At 64.0% G+C, this 21,069-nt stretch carries 21 protein-coding genes; 12 read left to right on the top strand and 9 right to left on the bottom strand.

Features of this window, described 5'->3' with window-relative positions; translation table 11 throughout:
- Positions 1 to 174: 174 nt before the first annotated feature.
- Positions 175 to 312: a hypothetical protein gene (locus ACPZMI_RS04595; RefSeq protein WP_426351778.1), complete on the top strand. Its 138-nt coding sequence runs from the start codon at positions 175 to 177 to the stop codon at positions 310 to 312.
- A gap of 20 nt (positions 313 to 332) precedes the next feature.
- On the opposite strand, the gene ACPZMI_RS04590 is transcribed toward ACPZMI_RS04595, so the two are convergent.
- From ACPZMI_RS04590 to ACPZMI_RS04565, 6 genes are all read right to left on the bottom strand, one after another.
- Entirely contained in the window at positions 333 to 1,661 is a 1,329-nt protein-coding gene (locus ACPZMI_RS04590) for an OprD family porin (RefSeq protein WP_411382884.1), read from the bottom strand.
- Positions 1,662 to 2,128: 467 nt separating this feature from the next.
- Positions 2,129 to 3,481 carry a glycerol-3-phosphate transporter gene (gene glpT / locus ACPZMI_RS04585; RefSeq protein ID WP_288375227.1) on the bottom strand — a complete coding sequence of 451 codons (1,353 nt, stop codon included), beginning with the start codon at positions 3,479 to 3,481 and terminating at the stop codon, positions 2,129 to 2,131.
- Positions 3,482 to 3,770: 289 nt separating this feature from the next.
- Complete coding sequence (locus tag ACPZMI_RS04580; protein ID WP_186722293.1) at positions 3,771 to 5,063, bottom strand: PQQ-dependent sugar dehydrogenase; 1,293 nt, start codon at positions 5,061 to 5,063, stop codon at positions 3,771 to 3,773.
- Positions 5,060 to 5,488, bottom strand: coding sequence for a DUF2231 domain-containing protein (locus tag ACPZMI_RS04575; protein WP_426351777.1), 429 nt, complete (start codon positions 5,486 to 5,488; stop codon positions 5,060 to 5,062). Before ACPZMI_RS04575 ends, ACPZMI_RS04580 begins: the two co-directional genes overlap by 4 nt.
- A 101-nt stretch (positions 5,489 to 5,589) precedes the next feature.
- A complete protein-coding gene (locus tag ACPZMI_RS04570; RefSeq protein ID WP_426351776.1) occupies positions 5,590 to 6,555 on the bottom strand; it encodes an MBL fold metallo-hydrolase in 966 nt (321 codons plus the stop codon).
- A 77-nt stretch (positions 6,556 to 6,632) separates the two neighbouring features.
- Positions 6,633 to 7,250 carry a dihydrofolate reductase family protein gene (locus tag ACPZMI_RS04565; protein WP_426351775.1) on the bottom strand — a complete coding sequence of 206 codons (618 nt, stop codon included), beginning with the start codon at positions 7,248 to 7,250 and terminating at the stop codon, positions 6,633 to 6,635.
- Positions 7,251 to 7,449: 199 nt separating this feature from the next.
- On the opposite strand from ACPZMI_RS04565, the gene ACPZMI_RS04560 reads away from it, so the two are divergent.
- The gene (locus tag ACPZMI_RS04560; protein ID WP_186668879.1) at positions 7,450 to 8,262 is read left to right on the top strand and encodes a crotonase/enoyl-CoA hydratase family protein; all 813 of its coding nucleotides are present in this window, start codon (positions 7,450 to 7,452) and stop codon (positions 8,260 to 8,262) included.
- A gap of 36 nt (positions 8,263 to 8,298) precedes the next feature.
- Positions 8,299 to 9,129, top strand: a complete 831-nt coding sequence (nudC, locus tag ACPZMI_RS04555; protein ID WP_065861824.1) for an NAD(+) diphosphatase — start codon at positions 8,299 to 8,301, stop codon at positions 9,127 to 9,129.
- An 8-nt stretch (positions 9,130 to 9,137) separates the two neighbouring features.
- Here nudC and ACPZMI_RS04550 read toward each other — a convergent pair whose 3' ends face one another.
- From ACPZMI_RS04550 to ACPZMI_RS04540, 3 genes are all read right to left on the bottom strand, one after another.
- Positions 9,138 to 9,917 (bottom strand): TSUP family transporter, encoded by a 780-nt coding sequence (locus tag ACPZMI_RS04550; RefSeq protein WP_112898686.1) that lies wholly within the window; start codon positions 9,915 to 9,917, stop codon positions 9,138 to 9,140.
- Between the two features lie 93 nt (positions 9,918 to 10,010).
- The gene (locus ACPZMI_RS04545; RefSeq protein ID WP_411382880.1) at positions 10,011 to 11,705 is read right to left on the bottom strand and encodes a P-loop NTPase fold protein; all 1,695 of its coding nucleotides are present in this window, start codon (positions 11,703 to 11,705) and stop codon (positions 10,011 to 10,013) included.
- A 74-nt stretch (positions 11,706 to 11,779) separates the two neighbouring features.
- Entirely contained in the window at positions 11,780 to 12,679 is a 900-nt protein-coding gene (locus ACPZMI_RS04540) for a LysR family transcriptional regulator (RefSeq protein ID WP_063545475.1), read from the bottom strand.
- A gap of 106 nt (positions 12,680 to 12,785) precedes the next feature.
- On the opposite strand from ACPZMI_RS04540, the gene ACPZMI_RS04535 reads away from it, so the two are divergent.
- The 9 genes from ACPZMI_RS04535 (at position 12,786) to ACPZMI_RS04495 (ending at position 21,042) form a co-directional block, all read left to right on the top strand.
- On the top strand, positions 12,786 to 13,649 hold the full coding sequence (locus tag ACPZMI_RS04535; protein WP_426351774.1) for a VOC family protein: 864 nt from the start codon (positions 12,786 to 12,788) through the stop codon (positions 13,647 to 13,649).
- Positions 13,646 to 14,353 carry a class II aldolase/adducin family protein gene (locus ACPZMI_RS04530; protein ID WP_426351773.1) on the top strand — a complete coding sequence of 236 codons (708 nt, stop codon included), beginning with the start codon at positions 13,646 to 13,648 and terminating at the stop codon, positions 14,351 to 14,353. The genes ACPZMI_RS04535 and ACPZMI_RS04530 overlap by 4 nt, the downstream gene beginning before the upstream one ends.
- Before the next feature lie 20 nt (positions 14,354 to 14,373).
- On the top strand, positions 14,374 to 15,834 hold the full coding sequence (locus tag ACPZMI_RS04525; protein ID WP_426351772.1) for a 2-hydroxymuconic semialdehyde dehydrogenase: 1,461 nt from the start codon (positions 14,374 to 14,376) through the stop codon (positions 15,832 to 15,834).
- Positions 15,835 to 15,844: 10 nt separating this feature from the next.
- Positions 15,845 to 16,627 (top strand): 2-oxopent-4-enoate hydratase, encoded by a 783-nt coding sequence (gene dmpE, locus ACPZMI_RS04520; protein ID WP_426351771.1) that lies wholly within the window; start codon positions 15,845 to 15,847, stop codon positions 16,625 to 16,627.
- A gap of 12 nt (positions 16,628 to 16,639) precedes the next feature.
- Positions 16,640 to 17,443: a 2-oxo-3-hexenedioate decarboxylase gene (gene dmpH, locus ACPZMI_RS04515; RefSeq protein WP_112898682.1), complete on the top strand. Its 804-nt coding sequence runs from the start codon at positions 16,640 to 16,642 to the stop codon at positions 17,441 to 17,443.
- Positions 17,444 to 17,457: 14 nt separating this feature from the next.
- On the top strand, positions 17,458 to 17,655 hold the full coding sequence (locus ACPZMI_RS04510; RefSeq protein WP_411382874.1) for a tautomerase family protein: 198 nt from the start codon (positions 17,458 to 17,460) through the stop codon (positions 17,653 to 17,655).
- A 16-nt stretch (positions 17,656 to 17,671) separates the two neighbouring features.
- Entirely contained in the window at positions 17,672 to 18,607 is a 936-nt protein-coding gene (locus tag ACPZMI_RS04505) for an acetaldehyde dehydrogenase (acetylating) (protein ID WP_426351770.1), read from the top strand.
- A 4-nt stretch (positions 18,608 to 18,611) separates the two neighbouring features.
- Positions 18,612 to 19,625, top strand: coding sequence for a 4-hydroxy-2-oxovalerate aldolase (gene dmpG, locus ACPZMI_RS04500; RefSeq protein ID WP_402765087.1), 1,014 nt, complete (start codon positions 18,612 to 18,614; stop codon positions 19,623 to 19,625).
- Positions 19,626 to 19,686: 61 nt separating this feature from the next.
- A complete protein-coding gene (locus ACPZMI_RS04495; RefSeq protein WP_426351769.1) occupies positions 19,687 to 21,042 on the top strand; it encodes an MFS transporter in 1,356 nt (451 codons plus the stop codon).
- The last annotated feature ends 27 nt before the right edge of the window (positions 21,043 to 21,069 follow it).

Below are 21,069 nucleotides of genomic sequence, written 5' to 3'. Positions count from 1 at the left end.
CCCCCCCCCCCCCCCCCCCCCCCGATCCGAGAGTGTGACTGGAGTTCGGATGTGTGTTCTTCCAGTCTCTGGGGGAGCGGGCTTGCCCCTCAACAGGGCCGGTAGATACAGCGGGAATAAACGGGTGGGCTGGCTTGTTGTGTAGCGGTCCCCATTGATCGCAGGCAAAACACCATGCACCCGACTTCACGCACCACCCCGCAACGCCGCCGCGCCTTCCTCGGCGTCTGCGCCCTGGCCGTGCCACTGCTCGCTGGCGCGGCACCTACAAGGGCCAGTGGCGACCTGTGGAAGCGGGCTTGCCCGCGATAGGGCCGGCACTGACGTCGCGATCAGAGAATCGACAGCGGGTAGTCGACGATCACCCGGAACTCGTTGACATCCCCTTCGGCCTGGTCGGCATTGCCCCGGTGGATCGCCTCGCGCAGGCGCACCGACAGGTCCTTGGCCGGGCCGGACTGCACCACGTACTTGGCTTCGAGGTTGGTTTCATGATGCTTGCCATCCTCGCCATAGCCATAGCCCAGGTACTTGCTGTCCGCGGCCATCTTGCTGCCGTCGATGCCATGGCCGTTGACGTAGCGGGCCATGAAGCTCAACCCCGGCACGCCGAAGGTGTTCATGTCCAGGTCGTAGCGCACCTGCCATGACTTTTCCTCCGGGCCGTTGAAGTCCGAGTACTGGATGGAGTTGGCCAGGAAGATTCCGTCCCCGGTGTCTCCCGGGCCGTTGATGCCGAAGGCGACGTAGTCGAACGGGGTGTCGCCGTGCACTTTCTGGTAGGCCAGGGTGATGGTGTGCGCCGAGAGGAAGTTGTACGCGGTGGAGAACGACCAGGTGGTGTTGTTGATCGAGCCGGCGTCGGCGCGGCCATCGTCGTTGGTGCGGTAGAGGTTGAAATCGAAGTTCAGCGACTGGTCGTCGGCCAGCGCCAGGATGTAGTTGGCGTTGCCGTAGTACTGGCGCCAGATGTCCTGCAGCTTGGAGCCATACAGCGACACCGACAGGGCGTCGTTGACCGCGTATTTGCCGCCTATGTAGTCGATGCTGTCGGCCTGGATGTTGGCGTAGGAGGCCCACAGGCCATGGTCGCCATTGGTGGTGACCGGGCCGTTGCCACCAGTGAAGTGGCCCGCCTCCAGGTCCAGCCCCTTGATCTCGCTGCTGAGCAGGTTGAAGCCAGTGGCCGTTTGCGGCAGCAGCCGTGTACCGCCGGCAGCGAACACCGGCGCGGTGGGTTGCAGGTCGCCCCAGCGCAGTTCGGTCTTGGAGATGCGCAGCTTCAATGCGCCCCCGGCGCGGCCATAGTCGTCTTCGGGGGCACCGTTGTCCCTGACGGGCAGGTTGCCGGTGCCGGAGGTGCCCTTGCCGCCGTCGAGCTTGACTGCCAGGTGGCCGAACGCTTCGACGCCAAAGCCCACGGTGCCCTGGGTGAAGCCGGAGCTGTAGTTGAGGATGAAGCCTTGGGTCCAGTCGCGGCGATCCGGGCCTTGCGACTTGCCATCACGGTTGAAGTAGTAGTTGCGCAGGCGTGCGTTCAGCTCGCTGCCTTCGAAGAATCCCTTGGCTTCGGACTGGCTCGAAACGGCTTCGGCGAATGCGGCTTGCAACGGCGCGCACAGTAGCGCCGCGCTCAGCATGGAGAGTCGCAATGGCGACATGTCATACCCCTTGGTTGGAATTGTTGAGGCAGGTGTCTGAATAAAGGAATGTAATTGTTGTAAGGGTGCAGCCGGTATTGATGCCGGGCTACTAGTAACAAATGCCGAGCCGCGCATGCCATTGCGTTTCGTTGATAATCGAAATCACGGTTTTTGATTGCAGTATCGAGTGGCCAAGGGGTTAAAGTCGGCCCCGATAAAGTATTCGTGCACTCAGGACATCCCCCGTGCTAGAGCACCTCCTGGGTGGGCTCCACTTTATCGCCCTTTGGTTGTTTGCCGCCTGATCTCAGGCGGCTTTTTTATGCCTGGTATTTAATGAACTGTGGCGAAGAGCCATCTTTTCGCGCATTGATTTCAGTGCGCCCGGAAGGGCAGGGGGCAACTTTCCTGGCGCTGGAACAACAAGGCCGGTGACAAAAAATGTCACCGGCCTTGTTGTTTGCCGCAGGCGTTATATCAGTTGATCACGCCACCGCTTCGCGCCGGCTGCTGGCAACCTGAGTGTGGCGCAGTGTCGGCAGCAGGAAGGCGATCGACAGCAGGCAGGCACCGACCAGCAGCACGAAGCCGCCGTCCCAGCCGAAGTGGTCGACGGTGAAGCCCATCGCGGCACTGGCTGCGACCGAGCCGCCCAGGTAGCCGAACAAACCGGTGAACCCGGCAGCGGTGCCGGCGGCTTTCTTCGGCGCCAGTTCCAGCGCCTGCAGGCCGATCAGCATCACCGGGCCGTAGATCAGGAAGCCGATGGAGAACAGCGCGATCATGTCGACAGTGGGGTTGCCCGGTGGGTTGAGCCAGTACACCAGGGTCGCGACGGTGACCAGGGCCATGAACACGATGCCGGTCAGGCCGCGATTGCCACGGAAGATCTTGTCCGACATCCAGCCGCACAGCAGGGTGCCGGGGATGCCTGCCCACTCGTAGAAGAAGTAGGCCCAGGAGGTCTTGTCGACGGTGAAGTGCTTGGCCTCCTTGAGGTAGGTCGGCGCCCAGTCGAGCACGCCGTAGCGCAGCAGGTAGACGAAGACGTTGGCCAGGGCGATGTACCAGAGCATCTTGTTGCGCAGCACGTACTTGACGAAGATCTGCTTGGCGCTGAATTCCTGTTCGTGGCTGGCGTCGTAGCCTTCGGGGTAGTCGTTCTTGTATTCCTCGATCGGCGGCAGGCCCACCGATTGCGGGGTGTCGCGCATGGTAATGAAGGCGAATACGGCCACCAGCACGGCCACGGCGGCCGGTACATAGAAGGCGGCATGCCAGTCGTTGGTCCAGCCCAGCCCGAGGATGAACAGCGGGCCAATCAGGCCGCCACCCACGTTATGTGCCACGTTCCACACCGACACCACGCCGCCGCGCTCTTTCTGCGACCACCAGTGCACCATGGTCCGCCCGCTCGGCGGCCAGCCCATGCCCTGGGCCCAGCCGTTGATGAACAGCAGGATGAACATGATGGTGACGCTGGAGGTGGCCCAGTGTGCGAATCCGAACACGAACATCACCGCTGCCGACACCAGCAGCCCGAAAGGCAGGAAGTAACGGGGGTTGGAGCGGTCGGACACCAGGCCCATGAGGAACTTGGACAGGCCGTAGGCAATGGCGATGGCCGAGATGGCCAGGCCGAGCTGACCGCGGGTGTAGCCTTCCTCGTCGATCAGGTAAGGCATGGCCAGGGAGAAGTTCTTGCGCAGCAGGTAATAGCCTGCATAACCGAAGAAGATGCCGGCGAAGATCTGCCAGCGCAGGCGGCGATAGGTACTGTCGACCTGTTCAGCGGGCAGCGGCGCCCGGTGCACGGCGGGGCGGAAGAAGGCAAACATCGGGGTACTCCAACGTTGTTGTTTTATCTGCGAAAGCGAATATTACATTTTCGTTACAGAAAAAAATATCGCTTTCACAGGCTGGAGTGTTGCTTTGCGAACGTTCCGTCAGATCGTGATCAGGGACGGGGTCTGGCTGTTGGGGTGGCGATGTCGCTGCGTTTGCTGGAGGCATCGGTGGTGGTGCTGGGCGGGGTAGGCTTGGCGGTTTAGGGCCATGGCGGGTGCGGTTCAAAACATCAAGGCCAGCCATCCCCCTGTGGGGGCGGGCTGGCCTTGATTTAGCGCATCACTGATTACGCGTCACCCGCCACACGGTATTGGCCAGGTCGTCGGCGATGATCAGCGCGCCTTTCGGATCCACTGTCACCCCCACCGGGCGGCCGCGGGTCTTGCCATCCTCACCCCGAAAACCGGTGGCGAAGTCGATTGGCTCACCCGCTGGCTTGCCATTGCTGAACGGCACGAAGATCACCTTGTAGCCGACAGGATTGGGCCGGTTCCAGCTGCCGTGCTCGCCCACGAACACGCCATCGGCAAATTTCTCGCCCATCGCCGGCAGGGAAAAATCGACTCCCAGGGCGGCGACATGTGAACCGAGGCTGTAGTCCGGCTTGATCGCGGCGGCGACTTTCTCCGGATTCTGCGGTTGCGCGCGGGTATCGACGTTCTGCCCCCAGTAGCTCCAGGGCCATCCGTAGAAGGCGCCTTCGCGCACCGAGGTCAGGTAGTCGGGCACCAGGTCCGGCCCCAGCTCATCGCGTTCGTTGACCACCGCCCACAGTTGCCCCGAATCAGGCTGGATGGTCAGCGCCGTCGGGTTGCGCAAGCCGGTGGCGTAGGGCTTGTGCGCGCCGGTCTGGGCGTCGATCTGCCAGACCATCGCGCGGTCGATCTCCACTTCCATGCCGCGCTCGGTGATGTTGCTGTTCGAGCCGATGCCCACATACAGATAGCGACCGTCCGGGCTGATGGTCAGCGCCTTGGTCCAGTGGTGGTTGATCGCCGAGGGCAGCTCGGTAAGCGTGGTCGGCGGGCCATCGGCCTTGGTCTGGCCGTCCTGGTAATCGAAGCGCACCAGGGCATCCTGGTTGGCCACGTACAGCTTGCCATCGGCAAACGCCAGGCCGTAAGGGGCGTTGAGGTTGTCGGCGAATACCGTCTGCACTTCGTAGCGGCCGTCGCCATCGGCATCGCGCAGCAGCGTGAGGCGGTTGCCGCTTTTGACCTGGGTGTTGCCCTTGGCCTTGATCTGGCTGGCGATCACGTCCTTGGGCTTGAGCTTGGCGGCATTGCCGCCACGGCCTTCTGCCACGATGATGTCGCCGTTGGGCAGGATCAGGGTCTGGCGCGGGATCTTCAGGTCGGTGGCGATGGCCGTGATGCTGTAGCCGTCCGGCACCTTGGGTTTCTGCTCGCCCCACAGTGCCGGTTCGGCGATCTTCATGCTCGGCAGCAGGCCACGTTCGGGGGCCGGAAGTTTCGGGTCGGGGCCGCGGGCCTGGGTGGCATCGCCGTCACCACCGCAGGCGGCCAGCAGCAGGCTCATGCTCAGGATCGACAGGGCAAGAGGCGTCTTCATGCGGCACCTCCCGAGCGCAGGTTGGTCAGGCCGACCCAGGTGGCGATGCAGGCCAGCACGCTCACGATCACCGACAGCACCAGCCCCGAGGGCATGACCGCCCAGGCGTCCTTGGCATGTTCGAAGGCGTTGACCAGCCCCAGCAGCCAGGTCACCACCAACAGCAGCACGTACAGCACCGGGCGACCGGCCTTGCGCTCGGCGCGCACCAGGTTGGCCAGTGCGAACAGCACGGCCATGCCGCAGAACAGCAGCCCTCCGGCGATCAGCCAGGCGGCGAAGTTGCTCCACTGGATCTGGAAGGTCTGGTAGTAGGCGATGTCGCTGATCAATGCCCCGAGAAACAGCGGCACGGTGCCGGCCAGCAGGGTCGCATGCAGCGGCCCGGGCGTGCACCGGTAGGGGTCGTGGACGGTCGTGGTCATGGCGGCTCCTTGTCGTTGGCGATGAAAGCCAGCGCGTTTACGCTGGCTGCGCCTAGGGAAGGATCACGCCGCAGGTCGGTTGGTTCAGTGCAATTTCGCGCTCAAGTATTTGGTTCGTGCAGCAAGTCCCCGTTCCGGTCCAGGTGATAGCGCTGAAGATCGCGCGCCAGGATCAAGCTGCCGTCGTAGTGGGCCTGGGCTTCGGCGTGGAGGTCATCGATGCACGGGCTGCGCCGTGGATCGCCCTGGTAACGGGCGCTGAAGTGAGTCAACACCAGGTTCTTGACCCCAGCCGATTGGGCGAATTTCGCCACCGCCTCGGCACTGCTGTGTCCGAAGCTGATGCCGGTGCGCTCGATCAGTGGCTGGGTGAAGGTCGCTTCGTGCACCAGTACATCCGCGCCCTTGGCAACTTCTGCCAACAGCTCGGGGCGATCGTTGTCGCCACAGACGATGACCCGTCGCGCTGGCCGGGAGGCGCGCAGGTAGTGCCGTGGATCGAGCTGGCGGCCCTGGTGAACCACGGCAATGCCCTTGGCCAGTTCGCCCCACAGCGGGCCGCGCGGGATGCCGTCTGCCTCCAGGCGCGGGATGTCCAGGCGCGGCTCGGGATTGATCTCGGTGAACACATAACCACGGCTCGGGACTCGGTGGGACAGCTCGACCGCATTGACCTGCAGGCTGGCGTTGCTCCAGTTGCCGAAGGTTTCGGCAGCGTGCAGGCACAGCTCGAAGGGCAGGTAGGTGTCGCTGACCGAGAGGCTCAGGCGCACCCAGTCGTGCAGCGCAGCAGGCAGGATCAGCTCGAGTGGCTTGCTGCGCCCGGACATACCGGCGCTGGCCAGCAGGCCGGGCAGGCCGAAGCAGTGGTCGCCATGCACGTGGGTGATGAAGATCGCGCGAAGGTCGCGGACCGACAACGGCGTGTGCAGGAGCTGGTGCTGGGTGGCCTCGCCGCAATCGACCAGATACCAGCCGCTGCCGCTGGTGTCGATGACGGCCGTGGCGCTGACATTGCGCGCCTTGGTAGGCGCCCCGGCGCTGGTGCCCAGGAACAGCAGGTCCATGTGAAATGCTTCCAGAGAGTGTCGGCCCATTCTAAGGCGCGACACGCCTGTGGGCACAACTCGCGGTAGGCAGTGTGTCAGGCAAAGCTGCCGGTCTGCACCTCGCCACTGCGACGGTAATGGGCGAGCAGTACCCCGCGTGGCGAGCTCAAGGACTCGACCAGGCTCAAGGCCGCCGGTTGCGCGTTGTCTGCGAACAGCCGTTTGCCGTGCCCGAGCATCACCGGGTTGATCAACAGGCGCAGCTCGTCCACCAATCCGGCTGCCAACAGTTGCTGCACCAGTTCGGCGCTGCCTTGGGTGAGCAGTGCCGGGCCGTCCTGCTGCTTGAGCGCGCGCACGGCCTGGATCACGTCAGCGCCCAAGGCGCGGCTGTTTTGCCAGTCGAGGGTGTCGGGGTGATGCGTGGCGACGTGCTTCGGCACCTTGTTGAACAGTTCGGCCATGGGCGCGTTGTCCGAATCCGCGCCGACCTTGGGCCAGTAGCCGGCAAAGATGTCGTAGGTCCGCCGCCCCAGCAGCAACTCGAAAGGCTGGCTGAACAGCGCTTGCATGACATGGCCAAAGGTTTCGTCGGCGTAGGGCACGAGCCAGCCGCCGAAACCGAAGCCTTGGCTAGTGTCTTCCTGCGGGCCGCCGGGGGCTTGCATGACGCCGTCCAGGCTGACGAACGCGGCAACGATGAGTGTGCGCATGGGTATGTCCTCGCGAGGGGTGTTCGGGGCAGTGGAAGAATAGGTCACTGCGGTGCCTGAACATTGGTCGAACGGGCAGGGCGCGAATCGACAGCCTGTTCTTTACCACTGGCAATCAGTCCCGCCTTTGGCACAAGCATCGCCTTGCAGGTGCGTTATAGTCCGGCGCGTGAACCCTTTCCCCACAGGAGTGCCGCCCGTGACCGAGTACACCGCGTTCAAGGTCGAACTGACCGACAACATCGCCCATGTGCAGATCAATCGCCCGGAAAAAATCAACGCGATGAACGCTGCCTTCTGGGAGGAAATCGTAGAGATCTTCCAGTGGGTCGACGACACCGAGGCGGTGCGTGCGGTGGTTGTCAGTGGCGCGGGCAAGCATTTTTCCTCGGGGATCGACCTGATGATGCTGGCCTCGCTGGCCGGCCAGATGGGCAAGGACGCCGGCCGCAATGCGCGCCTGCTGCGCCGTACCATCCTGCGTCTGCAAAGCTCGTTCACGGCCGTCGACAAGTGCCGCAAGCCGGTGCTGGCGGCGATCCAGGGCTATTGCATCGGCGGTGCCATCGACCTGGTGTCGGCCTGCGACATGCGCTATTGCAGCGCCGATGCGCAGTTCTCGATCAAGGAAATCGACATGGGCATGGCCGCCGATGTCGGCACCCTGCAACGTTTGCCACGTATCATCGGCGACGGCATGATGCGTGAGCTGGCCTACACCGGGCGTATGATCGATGCCAACGAGGCGTTGCGCATCGGCCTGGTCAACCGGGTGTATGACGACCAGGCGGCATTGCTCGACGGAGTCTTTGCCATCGCCCGGGAAATTGCAGGAAAATCGCCCATCGCCGTGGCCGGCACCAAGGAAATGATCAGCTACATGCGCGACCATCGTATCGACGATGGCCTGCAGTACATCGCCACCTGGAACGCTGCCATGCTGCAGTCAGAAGACCTGCGGGTCGCGGTGGCGGCCCATATGAACAAACAGAAACCGACGTTCGCCGACTGACCTCCTGACGGCGCACGCGCCTGAAGAGAGCCGAACATGTCAGCACGCTGGACTACCGCAGTACTCGACCCGCAGACCGCTGGCGGCCTGGCCGTCGCCCGCAGCCCTGCGGGGTTCCTGGTGGATGACAACGGTGCGTTGTTCCCGCGTGACTGGCTCAAGCGCCAGGAGCTGGACGTGCTCTGCGAGCACGGAATCGGCCATTTCGACGGCGAGCCGGTGTTCCTCCTGGAGCTGCGCACTGCCAGCGAACTGCCGGGCATGAGCTGGCGCGGCCTGCGCCAGTTCATGCTCGAAGGCGACTTCGACACCTACAAGCTGCTGGGTTACGCCGCACAGATCGGCACCTGGGCGCGCGAGCATCGTTTCTGCGGCAGTTGCGGCCAGCCGATGACGCAGATCCGCTGGGAGCGGGCGATGTACTGCCAGGCCTGCGACCTGCGCAGCTACCCGCGCATCTCGCCCAGCATGATCGTGCTGGTGACCCGTGGCGACGAAATCCTGCTGGCGCGTTCACCGCGCTTCGTCACCGGGGTGTACAGCACCCTGGCCGGCTTTGCCGAACCGGGCGAGTCGGCGGAGGATTGCCTGGTGCGCGAAGTGCGCGAGGAAGTGGCGGTGCAGGTCAAGAATATCCAGTACGTGGGCAGCCAGTGCTGGCCGTTCCCGCATTCGATGATGCTGGGCTTCCACGCCGAGTACGCGGGCGGCGAGATCGTCATGCAGCCTGACGAGATCGAGGATGCCCAGTGGTTCAGCGTACACGACCTGCCGCCATTGCCCGCCGGGCGCTCCATCGCCCGTTACCTGATCGACCTGTACGTGGCGCGGCGGCTGGGGTTGGCGGAGCCGGTGCTGCTGACCTGACTCAGCCCTCAGGCCTGGCCGAACCAATGCTGCCAGGCCAGGCGCACGGTCAGCGCCAGCACCACGGTGATGAACACCGGGCGAATGAACTTGCTGCCGCCGCTGATCGCGGTGCGGGCGCCGAAGAACGCGCCGATCATCACCGACACGCCCATGGCCAGGCCGACGATATAGTCCACTTGCCCGGAAATCACGAACACCGTCAGCGCCGCGATGTTGCTGACGAAGTTCATGCTGCGCGCCACACCACTGGCACGTACCAGGTCGATGGGGTAGAGCAGCAGCGTGCTTACCGTCCAGAACGCACCCGTGCCCGGCCCGGCCACGCCGTCGTAGAAGCCTAGGCTGAAACCCTGGGGGAACTGCCATTTTTTCCTGATCGGTGCATCGGCATCCAGCGGCGCCTTGGGGGTGCCGCCGAACAGCAGGTACACGCCACAGGCGAAGACGATCACCGGCAGCATCTTGTTCAACCATTCGGCAGGCATGTAGTGGGCGATCACTGCGCCGATCAGCGCGCCGCTCAAGGTGCCGACGATCGCCAGGCGCCACTGTGCCGGGTGGAACAACTTGCGCCGGTAGTAGGTGAACCCGGCGGTGGCCGAGCCGAAGGTCGAGCTGAGCTTGTTGGTGCCCAGCACCAGGTGCGGCGGCATGCCGGCGGTGAGCAGGGCGGGGGTGGTGAGCAGGCCACCACCACCGGCAATGGCATCGATGAAACCGGCGACGAAGGCCACTGCGGCGAGGATCAGCAGGGTAAGCGGTTCTACGGTGAGTTCGAAGGGCATGGGACGGCATTCAGGCTGCAGGCGAGGGCGCGGCAAAAGGTCGCGCCAGAGGCTGCACATGGTAGTCCTCGGGGCGCGCCCTTGCCAGAGTCGCTAGCGTGGGTAGAGCTCGGGTATCCGTTTCTTGTTGATCTCAGAGTCGGCGGTGAGACGATCCAGAGCAGCGTTCGTGCGCTCAAGGATCTGCGAAACCTTATGTGCGTCCTCCTCATCGGCGCCCATTGCTTTGAGCCCTAACAGCCCCTTGTTGATGAGCGTGAGAGGGTCCTTGGGGTCGGATTTCATCCAGTTGTAGAAATCATCGGCGGTGTGCGACGCCAGGAACTGAAGCTGGGCTGCGCTCCAATACCCGCTGATTGCCAACATTTTCAGTGTGTCTGTCAGTTCGAGGGGAATGGCTTCCTTAAGCCGTGGGGCCTGTATGGCCGCCGCCAATGTGGCATTTTTCGTGTTCTTCCAGGCATCGAAATCACCTCGTGCGATCAACTCCTCATGCCGCTCGATAAAACCCTGCACCCACGGCTCTACGGTTTCTCCCATGTCCTCAAGAAATTCGATAGCCCTCATGAAATGAGAAAGGTTATAGGCGGTGAAGTACTCAGAATCGAGCAAAATCACTAAGTTGTTTCTGATCTGCTCATAATTGTCGCTGAGCGAGTTTGTATAGTGCTCCCAAGTTTCTCGCCACAGCCTCTCGGCATCCCGGGCCCGTGTGTTTTTTTCTTCATCACACAATAGCGCCTCGAGTGCGTCGGTGTCGGGGTAGCCCTGGATCAAATAACGCGCCAAGGGGTTGTGAAATTTCGAATCCATTATCAGCAGTTTGTTTTTCGCGAAATTCAACAACTTGTGATGCCGGGTGTAGGTTTCACCCTCCTTGAGTTTCAATGCGTCACTCAATGGAGCGTGGAGCAGGCGCTTCTTCAGGGCGGCTTCTTCCTCCTCTGCACCGGCAGAGAAATAAGCCCATGTCATGAGTACCGCGCAATGGACGAACTCACGGATGACCGACTCGCGGCTACGTTCAATGAGGTCTCGGTGATTCTCCAGCGTCTGCCATACTTTCTCCAGAATGCGGATGTTCTTGATCTCCAAGGCACAGGACAGCGCTTGGGCGTCGGCAAATCCAAAGTCCGCCTCATCGAAGACTTTTCCGAAGTTTTCGGCGGGTGAGGGGTCGTAGAGAAATTCGGCGTCAATGACTTTTTCGCGGTAGTTATTGTATTCCCGGATGTCCGCGTCCTCGAGTGTATCCTCGTTGAGGATGATCAGGATCGCGCATTTTCTTTGCGTGCGGAGTTCATCGATGAAACCCATGATCTCCTTGATCTTCAGATCCTTGCCTTTGCGCTCCAGGTCATCAATGCAGATCAGGTAGTTGCTGATTGCCGCGTTGCTGGCGCTGTCGATCGCTTTTGCGGCACGGTTCAGTATCGGGGCGTTCTTCAGCTGATCGTTGTAGTTGAGCAGGCGTTGTTTTGAGCGCTTGACCAGTGCATGGGTCTTGTGCACGAACTGCTCTCGAAAGTCACCAGGCTGTGCGTGTGGTTGGGTATAGAACCGGGTGCTTTGGTGCAGTTTTGTCTTTACCTGCTCTATGGAGTTGACGCCAAACAGCGAGATATAACAGTAGGCGTTCAGTGTCCCTGCCGCCCCCGGCGTACTGTCCAGCTTGGCAACGTAGGTGTTGAAGAAATGCGTTTTCCCTACCCCCCAGTCACCTTTCAAAACGGCGACGTCGAGCTGGCGGTGTACAAGGTTATCAAGGTGCTTTTCCAGCGCTTGCATGGTGTCTTCCTATATGACGTATGAACGACGATTCAGGGGCCGTGAAGAGGGCCCTGTATCCAGGTCTTTCGTTTCTAGCCCTGCGCAAACAACTCGCTGATCACCCGGCGCAACCACACACTGCGTGGCGCCTGCTGGAAGCGTGCGTGCCAGAACTGCTTGAGGTCGTAGCAGGGGATCTCTACCGGCGGCTCGACGATCTGCACGTTCACGGTATCCAGGTACAGGTTGGCCACGGTGCGCGGCAACACCACCACCAGGTCGGACTGCTCGATGATCGAGGGCACGCTCATGTAGTGCGAGGTCTCGAGCACGATGTTGCGCTTGATCCCCGCTTCGTTCAGGTGCGCTTCGAACATTTCCTGGCGGCGGCTGCCGTCGCGCACCTGCAGGTGCTCCATGCGGGCGAAATCCTCGAGCGCCAGGCGCTCGCGGGCCAGTGGGTGGCCGCGGCGCAGCATGCAGGTGAGGTCGTGGGAGAACAGCCGTTGCTGGTAGATGTTGGGGGCCGTGAGGTCGGGGAAGTAACCGAGCACGGCATCGACCTTGCCGTCATGCAGGCTGTCGGTGAGCGCATCGGGCGCCAGGCTGAGGGTACGCAGGCGAATGCGTGGCGCGAGCTGGCGCAGCTTCTGGAACAGCGGCGGCAGGAACACCACCTCGCCGATCTCGCTCAGGCAGAACACGAACTCGTCTTCGGCGGTGGCAGGGTCGAAGGTCGGGCTGCTGAGGATGTCACGGTCGATGATTTCGATGACTTCGCGGGTGCGCTCGATGATGCCCTGGGCCCGTGGCGTGGCCTCCATGCCGGCACCGGAGCGGATGAACAGCGGATCCTGCAGCGAATGGCGCAGACGGGCGAGGGCGGCGCTGGCGGCGGGCTGGCTGATGCCCAGCTGTTTCGCCGCAGCGGTGACGTTGCCGGTTTCGTAGACGGCCAGCAGGACGCGTAGCAGATTGAGGTCGGTGCGCATCTCTATAACCAAATCAAATAGTGCGAATAAAGAGAATTAGCTTCTGCGATTAAGCGCCGGTTGCGAGGATGAGTCCAGACAAAAATAAAACCAAGGGACTCCACCCATGATCAACCTGCACGATATCCGCTACGTGCGCCTGGGGACCGCCAACCTGGACGACGCACGCCGCTACGCGACGCAGATCCTCGGTTTGCAGGTGGCCCGCGAGGCCAACGGTGCGGTGTATTTTCGCTCCGACAGCCGCGATCACACCCTGTGCTACTACGAGGGCGACCCGCGTGAAACCACCACCGCCTTCGAGGTCACCAGCAGCGACGAGCTGGAGCACGCTGCCGTGCTGCTCGAGCGCAATGCCTTCAAGGTGGTGCATGGCTCGCGTGAAGACGCCGAGGTGCGCCATGTCAACGAGCTGATCCGCTTCAAGGACCCCAGCGGCAACAACATCGAACTGGTGCTGCGCCCCCATGCCAGCGGCAGCCGCTACTTCCCCAGCCGCGACGCCGGCATCACCGGTTTCAGCCATATCGGCCTGCGCACCACCGACGCCCGTCGCGACGAGGATTTCTGGACGCGCCTGGCCAACGCCCGGGTCAGTGACCGCATCGGCGAGGCGCCCCTGCTGCGTATCGACGAGGTGCACCACAAGATCGCGCTGTTCCCCTCCAGCCACGCCGGGGTGCAGCACATCAACCACCAGGTCGAGAGCATCGACGACCTGATGCGCGCCTACTACTTCCTGCGCGAGCGCAACATCAAGATCCTCTTCGGCCCGGGTCGGCATCCGACCTCGGGTGCGGTGTTCCTGTACTTCGAAGGGCCGGACGGCATGACCTACGAGTATTCCACCGGGGTCAGCCACATCAGTGCCGAAGACGACTCCAGCCACCAGCCACGGCAGTTCCCCGGCGTATCGTCGTCGTACTGCGCCTGGGGTTCGAAACCCGATATTCCGGAGTTCAAGTCATGAGTCGCGCGCCGCTCGCCAGCGAGGCGCAGCAACGCCAGGTGCGCATGGCAGCCCGCGCCCTGGGTCGCGCCGGGCTGGCGCATGCCTACGGGCATTGCAGCCTGCGCCTGGACGCCGAGCACTTTCTGGTCTGTGCAGCGCGCCCGATGGGCCTGATCGGGGTGGGTGAGCCGGGCACCGTGGTACCGGTCTATGGGCCGCTGCCGGACGGCGTGCTGGGCGAGGTGCGTATCCACCAGCAGCTCTACCGCCGCCGCGCCGACCTGGGCGCAGTGATCCGCAGCATGCCGGCGCAGGTGATGGCGCTGTCCTGCGCCGGCCTCACCCCACAACCGCGGCACGGCATGGGCAGTTACTTCCAGCCGTCGATCCCGCTGTGGGACGACGTCCAGTTGCTGCGTGACGATGCCCAGGCCAGCGCCTTGGGCGAGCTGTTCGGCCAAGGCAAGGCCCTGGCCATGCGCGGCAACGGTGCCATCGTCGCCGGCGATTCACTGGTCGAGGCCCTGACCCTGACCTGGTACCTGGAGGATGCCGCGCGCATCGAGCTGCAACTGCGGGCCGCAGGCCTGGCCGAGCGCGGCCCGTTGCTCGATGCCCAGGCCTGCGCGCAACGCGCCACCCGTGGCGGGCGGATCTACGAGCGGATGTGGGAATACCTCACTGCCGGCGATCCGGAAGCCAGCGACACCGAATTCGAATAAAAAACAGAGGATTACCGATCATGCCTGCGCAAGCGTTTCGCCATTTCATCAACGGCGAGTGGGTCTCCAGTGCCCGCACCTTCGAAAACCGCAACCCTGCCGACAACAATGTCATCGGCCTCGTCCACGAAGCGGGGCAGGCCGAAGTCGATGCCGCCGTGGCCGCTGCCCGTGCCGCCCTCAAAGGCCCTTGGGGCACGATGACGGTCGCCCAGCGTACCGCCTTGCTGCACAAGGTCGCCGAGGGTATCGAGCGCCGCCATGCCGAGTTCGTCGCCGCCGAAGTGGCCGACACCGGCAAGCCTGCACACCTGGCCGGGCATCTCGACATCCCGCGCGGTGCGGCCAACTTCAAGGTGTTCGCCGACCTGATCCGCAACGTACCGACCGAAAGCTTCGTGATGGACACCCCGGACGGCGGCAAGGCAGTCAACTATGCCGTGCGAGCGCCGCGCGGGGTGATCGGCGTGGTCTGCCCGTGGAACCTGCCGCTGCTGCTGATGACCTGGAAAGTCGGCCCGGCCCTGGCCTGCGGCAACACCGTGGTGGTCAAGCCGTCCGAGGAAACCCCGGCCACAGCCACGCTGCTGGGCGAGGTGATGAACGAGGCCGGTGTGCCGCCGGGTGTGTACAACGTGGTGCATGGCTTTGGCGCCGATTCGGCGGGGGCCTTCCTGACTTCGCACCCGGATGTCGATGGCGTGACCTTTACCGGCGAGACCGGCACTGGCGAGGTCATCATGAAGGCTGCGGCCAAGGGCATCCGCCCGGTGTCGCTGGAGCTGGGCGGCAAGAACGCCGGCATCGTCTTCGCCGACGCCGACCTTGAAAAAGCGGTCAAGGGGCTGGGGCGCGCGGTGTTCGAGAACAGTGGGCAGGTGTGCCTGGGGACTGAACGCATCTATGTGCAGCGGCCATTGTTCGAGCGCTTCGTCGAGGCGTTCAAGGCGCATGCCGCGAGCATCGTGGTGGGCGATCCGAACGCCCATGGCACCACCATGGGCCCGCTGATCTCCCTCGGCCATCGCGAGAAGGTGCTGTCGTACGCCCGCCAGGCTGTCGCCGATGGCGCCACCGTGGTGTGCGGTGGCGGCATTCCCCAAGTGCCGGCGCACCTGGCCGAAGGCGCCTGGTTCGAGCCGACCATCTGGACCGGCCTGCCGGAAACCTCGGCGGTGATCCGCGAAGAGATCTTCGGCCCGTGCTGCCATATCGCGCCGTTCGACACCGAGGAAGAGGCCGTGGCCCTGGCCAACGACACCCCTTACGGCCTGGCCGCCAGTGTCTGGACCCGCGACCTGCAGGTCGCCCACCGCCTGGGCAGCGCGCTGGATGTCGGCATCTGCTGGATCAACGCGTGGTTCCTGCGTGACCTGCGCACCGCTTTCGGCGGCGCCAAGCAGTCGGGCATCGGCCGTGAGGGCGGGGTGCACTCGCTGGAGTTCTACACCGAACTGCGCAACGTCTGCGTCCGCCTGTGAGGAGCACAGCATGAACCTGAACGATATCCAGCACGCCGGCCTGCAGCTGCACCAGGCCCTGACGTCCCGCCAAGCCCTGGCGCCGCTGACCGAAACCTACCCCGACATCACCCTGGAGCAGGCCTACCAGGTGCAACTGGCGATGATCCAGCCGCGCCTCGATGCCGGCGAGCGCGTGCTTGGCAAGAAGATCGGCGTCACCAGCCAGGTCGTCATGAACATACTCGGCGTCGACCAGCCCGACTTCGGCCACCTGCTCAGCGACATGCTCCACGCCGATGGCGCGGCCATCGCGATCGAGGGCCTCATCGCGCCCAAGGCCGAGGGTGAGATCGCCTTCGTGCTCAAGGAGTCGCTGCAAGGCCCGGGCGTCACCGTGGCCGATGTGCTGCGCGCCACCGCCTATGTGATGCCGTGCTTCGAGATCGTCGACTCGCGGGTCCGCGACTGGAAGATCCGCATCCAGGACACCGTCGCCGACAACGCTTCGGCCGGTGCCTTCGTGCTGGGCGATCGCGGCGTCGATCCGCGTGACGTGGACTTGGCCTGTGTCGGCATGACCCTGGAAAAGAACGGCGAGATCGTCGCCACCGGCGCCGGTGCCGCCGCGCTTGGCCATCCGGCCAACGCCGTGGCCTGGCTGGCCAACACCCTCGGCCGCCTCGGCATCGCGCTGAACAAGGGCGAGGTGATTCTCTCCGGTTCGCTGGCGGCCATGGTGCCGGTGCAGGCCGGCGACCAACTGCGTATCAGCCTCGGCGACATCGGCTCGGCCGCTGTCCGCTTCGTTTGAAGGAAAACCCACATGAACCTGTCCCAAGCCACCATCGCCCAACTGGCCGAACACCTGGAAAACGCCGAACTCAAGCGTGAGGCGGTGGCCAAGATCACCGACGCCCACCCCGACATGGACTGGGACGACGCCTATGCCATCCAGGACGCCATCCGCGCCCGCAAGCAGGCCCGTGGCGTGCGTATCGCCGGCCTGAAGATGGGCCTGACCTCGTTCGCCAAGATGAAACAGATGGGCGTCACCGACCCCATCCACGGTTTTCTCACCGACTATGGCTCGAGCCTCGACGGCGCGGCCATCGATGTCGACAGCCTGATCCACCCCAAGGTCGAGGCCGAGATCGCCTTCGTCCTCAAGCACCCGCTCAAAGGGCCGGGCGTGCATGTTGGCGACGTGCTGGCGGCCACCGATTTCATCGTGCCGGCGGTCGAAGTGATCGATTCGCGCTACGAGAACTTCCGTTTCGACCTCAAGAGCGTGATTGCCGACAACACCTCGTCGGCACGTTTTGTCACGGGCGGACGCATGTCCGGGGTCGAGGGCATCGACCTCAAATGCCTGGGCGTGGTGCTGGAAAAGAACGGCGAAGTGGTCGCCACCGGGGCCGGCGCGGCGGTGCTCGGGCACCCGGCGCAGAGCGTGGCGATGCTCGCCAACATGCTCGGTGCCAAGGGCCGCGAGCTGCCGGCGGGCACCTTCATCATGACTGGCGGCATCACCGAGGCCATTGCAGTGCAGGCGGGCGACAACGTTACCGTGCGCTACCAGCACCTGGGCAGCGTGTCGATGCGCTTCACCTCGTCCGGCCAACGCTGACAGGAGTACCTGACATGCCTATTGCCATCATCCATATCGCCGAAGGCCGCACGCCCGAGAAGAAGCGCGCGCTGCTGGACAAGGTCACCCTGGCCATCGCCGACAGCCTCGAAGTACCGGTCCAGAGCGTGCGCGTCCTGTTGCAGGAAATCCCCGAGACCCAGTGGGCCGCCGGTGGCCAGACCCTCGCCGAACGCCGCGCCAAAGCCTGAACACAGGATCACGACAATGAACGACAAGATCAGCGTTGCCATCATCGGTTCGGGCAATATCGGCACCGACCTGATGATCAAGATCCTGCGCAACGGCCAGCACCTGAAGATGGGCGCCATGGTTGGCATCGACCCGGCCTCCGATGGCCTGGCGCGGGCCGAGCGCCTGGGCGTGGCCACCACCGCCAAGGGGGTCGAGGGCCTGCTGGCGCTGCCGGGTTTCAAGGATATCCGCATCGTTTTCGATGCCACCAGCGCCGGTGCCCATGCGCGGCACAATGCACTGCTGCAGGAACATGGGATCAAGGTCATAGACCTGACGCCCGCCGCCATCGGCCCGTTCACCATTCCGGCGATCAACCTGGATGCCGAACTGGCCGCGCCGAACATCAACATGGTCACCTGCGGCGGCCAGGCCACCATACCGATCGTCGCTGCGGTATCGCGCGTGGCCACGGTGCATTACGGTGAAATTGTCGCCTCGATCAGCAGCAAGTCGGCAGGCCCCGGCACCCGGGCCAACATCGACGAGTTCACCGAGACTACCTCACATGCCATCGAAAAACTCGGCGGGGCACAGAAGGGCAAGGCGATCATCGTCCTCAACCCGGCCGAGCCGCCGCTGATGATGCGCGACACCGTGTTCGTGCTGTCGGAGCCGGCAGACCAGGCTGCGGTCGAGCGCTCGATCCTGGCCATGGTCGAGGCCGTGCAGGCCTATGTGCCCGGCTATCGCCTCAAGCAGCAGGTGCAGTTCGAGGTGATCCCGGCCGACCAGCCGGTGAATGTCCCGGGGCTGGGGCTGCGCAGCGGGCTGAAGACTTCGGTGTTTCTCGAGGTCGAGGGCGCCGCGCACTACCTGCCGGCCTACGCCGGCAACCTGGACATCATGACCTCGGCGGCCGTGGCCTGTGCCGAGCGCATCGCCGCTACCCAGTTCGTGGAGGGTTGAACACATGAACGCCGGCAAGAAACTCTATATTTCCGATGTCACCCTGCGCGACGGCAGCCATGCCATTCGTCATCAGTACACCTTGCAACAGGCCCGTGACATCGCGCGCGCGCTGGACCAGGCCAAGGTCGATTCGATCGAGGTCGCCCATGGCGACGGTCTGCAGGGCTCGAGCTTCAACTACGGCTTTGGCCGGCACTCGGACCTGGAGTACATCGAGGCGGTGGCCGAGGTCATCAGCCACGCGAAGATCACCACGCTGCTGCTGCCTGGCATCGGCACCGTGCATGACCTCAAGGATGCCTACAACGCTGGTGCCCGGGTGGTGCGCATCGCCACCCACTGCACCGAAGCCGATGTCTCGCGCCAGCACATCGAGTACGCCCGTGAGCTGGGCATGGACACCGTGGGCTTTCTGATGATGAGCCATATGCTGGCGCCCGAGCAGTTGGCGCAGCAGGCGAAGCTGATGGAAAGCTACGGCGCCACCTGCGTGTACATGGCCGACTCGGGCGGCGCGATGAACATGCAGGATGTGCGCGAGCGCTTCCAGGCGTTCAAGGCGGTGCTCGACCCGTCCACCGAGACCGGCATGCACGCCCACCACAACCTCAGCCTGGGCGTGGCCAACTCGATCACCGCGGTGGAGGCGGGCTGCGACCGCATCGACGCCAGCCTCGCCGGCATGGGTGCCGGTGCCGGTAACGCGCCGTTGGAGGTGTTCATCGCGGCCGCCGAGCGCCTGGGCTGGAATCACGGCACCGACCTGTATCGGCTGATGGACGCGGCCGACGATATCGTTCGGCCCTTGCAGGATCGCCCGGTGCGGGTCGACCGCGAAACCCTGGCGCTCGGCTACGCCGGGGTGTATTCCAGCTTCCTGCGCCACGCTGAGGTCGCTGCTCGCCGCTATGGCCTGAACACCGTGGACATCCTCGTCGAGCTCGGCCGTCGCAAGATGGTGGGCGGTCAGGAAGACATGATCGTCGACGTTGCTCTGGACTTGCTGCGACCCTGAAACCACAACGCCTTGCCAATGCTTTGCCCCAACCACAAGCCTAATAAAAAGGGGAAATACCATGAGCCAGCACACTGCCCGAATCGGCGAGATCATCGATAACGCACGAATCTCGCCTTACCAGATCATCGTTCTTACCCTGTGTTTCCTGATCGTACTGGTCGACGGCTTCGACACCGCCGCGATCGGCTACATCGCCCCGGCCCTGCGTGAGGAATGGGGCCTGCTACCGGCACAATTGTCGCCGGCCTTCGGTGCCGGGTTGTTCGGCCTGTTGGTCGGCAGCCTGGTGTTCGGGCCCATCGCCGATGCCATCGGGCGCAAGCGCGTGCTGCTGTTGTCGGTGCTGGTGTTCGGCGTCGGCACCCTGGCCTCGGGCTATGCCCACTCGATCGAGTCGCTGACCGTACTGCGTTTCGTCACCGGTATCGGCCTGGGTGGGGCGATGCCCACCTGCATCACCCTGAGCTCGGAGTACTCTCCGACGCGGCGGCGGATGATCATGGTCACCCTGAGCTGGAGCGGCTTCACCGCCGGCCTTGCGCTGGGCGGTATGCTTGCGGCCCATATCATCCCGCTGTTCGGCTGGCGTGGCGTGCTGATGATCGGCGGTATCGTGCCGCTGGCCATGCTGCCGCTGCTGGTCTGGCTGATGCCTGAATCGGTGCGCTTCATGGCTTCGAGCCCCAAGCATGGCGATGCCTTGCGCAAGGTGGTCGAGCGCATCACCGGCAGCAGCTATGCCGGGGTGACCATCCTCGACGACGAGCGCCCTGCGCAGGTGCGTTCGCCGATCTCGCACCTGTTCATCGAGGGCCGCGCGGTGCGCACCCTGCTGTTGTGGCTGGCGTTCTTCTGCTCGCTGTTCGTCTTTTACCTCCTGACCAGTTGGCTGCCGAGCCTGCTCAAGGACGCCGGCTACGACATCGCCCATGCCGCACGCATCGGGGCCATGGTGCCGCTGGGCGGCACGGTCGGCGCGATCCTGCTGGCGCTGCTGATGGATCGTGTCGGGCCGTACCGCGTGCTGGCCTGCTCCTATCTGGGGGCGGCGGTGGTGATCGCGGTCACCGGTTACCTGATGGGCGATATCTATGGCCTGGCGGCGGCGGTGTTCCTGATCGGTTTCGGCGTGGCCGGTGCGCAGAACGGCCTGAACCTGGTCTCGGCGACCATCTACCCGACAGCGGCCCGCGTTACCGGGGTCAGCTGGGCCATGGCCTGCGGGCGTTCCGGCTCCATCGTCGGCTCGACCCTGGGGGCCTGGCTGATCGCCGCGGCCGGTACGCCCGTGGTGTTCTTCCACTGGCTGGCCATCCCGGTGGTGGCAGGTGCGGCGGCGATCTTCGTGCTGTACCGGCTGAGCATCCGGCCATCTGCGCCCTGGCCGGCTGAAGCGCCTCCCGCGCACTCCTGATCCCTGAACCAACACCAGCGCCCGCTT

The sequence above is a fragment of the Pseudomonas wayambapalatensis genome, from assembly GCF_049942315.1.
Taxonomy (GTDB): domain Bacteria; phylum Pseudomonadota; class Gammaproteobacteria; order Pseudomonadales; family Pseudomonadaceae; genus Aquipseudomonas; species Aquipseudomonas wayambapalatensis.
This window is presented reverse-complemented; position numbering and strand designations above follow the sequence as displayed.

What these genes read in the sequence shown, in the direction of transcription:
- ACPZMI_RS04595 (WP_426351778.1), top strand. Translation starts at nt 175, where the DNA reads ATGCACCCGACTTCACGCACCACCCCGCAACGCCGCCGCGCCTTCCTC.
- ACPZMI_RS04590 (WP_411382884.1), bottom strand. Translation starts at nt 1,661, where the DNA reads ATGTCGCCATTGCGACTCTCCATGCTGAGCGCGGCGCTACTGTGCGCG.
- glpT (WP_288375227.1), bottom strand. Translation starts at nt 3,481, where the DNA reads ATGTTTGCCTTCTTCCGCCCCGCCGTGCACCGGGCGCCGCTGCCCGCT.
- ACPZMI_RS04580 (WP_186722293.1), bottom strand. Translation starts at nt 5,063, where the DNA reads ATGAAGACGCCTCTTGCCCTGTCGATCCTGAGCATGAGCCTGCTGCTG.
- ACPZMI_RS04575 (WP_426351777.1), bottom strand. Translation starts at nt 5,488, where the DNA reads ATGACCACGACCGTCCACGACCCCTACCGGTGCACGCCCGGGCCGCTG.
- ACPZMI_RS04570 (WP_426351776.1), bottom strand. Translation starts at nt 6,555, where the DNA reads ATGGACCTGCTGTTCCTGGGCACCAGCGCCGGGGCGCCTACCAAGGCG.
- ACPZMI_RS04565 (WP_426351775.1), bottom strand. Translation starts at nt 7,250, where the DNA reads ATGCGCACACTCATCGTTGCCGCGTTCGTCAGCCTGGACGGCGTCATG.
- nudC (WP_065861824.1), top strand. Translation starts at nt 8,299, where the DNA reads ATGTCAGCACGCTGGACTACCGCAGTACTCGACCCGCAGACCGCTGGC.
- ACPZMI_RS04550 (WP_112898686.1), bottom strand. Translation starts at nt 9,917, where the DNA reads ATGCCCTTCGAACTCACCGTAGAACCGCTTACCCTGCTGATCCTCGCC.
- ACPZMI_RS04545 (WP_411382880.1), bottom strand. Translation starts at nt 11,705, where the DNA reads ATGCAAGCGCTGGAAAAGCACCTTGATAACCTTGTACACCGCCAGCTC.
- ACPZMI_RS04540 (WP_063545475.1), bottom strand. Translation starts at nt 12,679, where the DNA reads ATGCGCACCGACCTCAATCTGCTACGCGTCCTGCTGGCCGTCTACGAA.
- ACPZMI_RS04535 (WP_426351774.1), top strand. Translation starts at nt 12,786, where the DNA reads ATGATCAACCTGCACGATATCCGCTACGTGCGCCTGGGGACCGCCAAC.
- ACPZMI_RS04530 (WP_426351773.1), top strand. Translation starts at nt 13,646, where the DNA reads ATGAGTCGCGCGCCGCTCGCCAGCGAGGCGCAGCAACGCCAGGTGCGC.
- ACPZMI_RS04525 (WP_426351772.1), top strand. Translation starts at nt 14,374, where the DNA reads ATGCCTGCGCAAGCGTTTCGCCATTTCATCAACGGCGAGTGGGTCTCC.
- dmpE (WP_426351771.1), top strand. Translation starts at nt 15,845, where the DNA reads ATGAACCTGAACGATATCCAGCACGCCGGCCTGCAGCTGCACCAGGCC.
- dmpH (WP_112898682.1), top strand. Translation starts at nt 16,640, where the DNA reads ATGAACCTGTCCCAAGCCACCATCGCCCAACTGGCCGAACACCTGGAA.
- ACPZMI_RS04510 (WP_411382874.1), top strand. Translation starts at nt 17,458, where the DNA reads ATGCCTATTGCCATCATCCATATCGCCGAAGGCCGCACGCCCGAGAAG.
- ACPZMI_RS04505 (WP_426351770.1), top strand. Translation starts at nt 17,672, where the DNA reads ATGAACGACAAGATCAGCGTTGCCATCATCGGTTCGGGCAATATCGGC.
- dmpG (WP_402765087.1), top strand. Translation starts at nt 18,612, where the DNA reads ATGAACGCCGGCAAGAAACTCTATATTTCCGATGTCACCCTGCGCGAC.
- ACPZMI_RS04495 (WP_426351769.1), top strand. Translation starts at nt 19,687, where the DNA reads ATGAGCCAGCACACTGCCCGAATCGGCGAGATCATCGATAACGCACGA.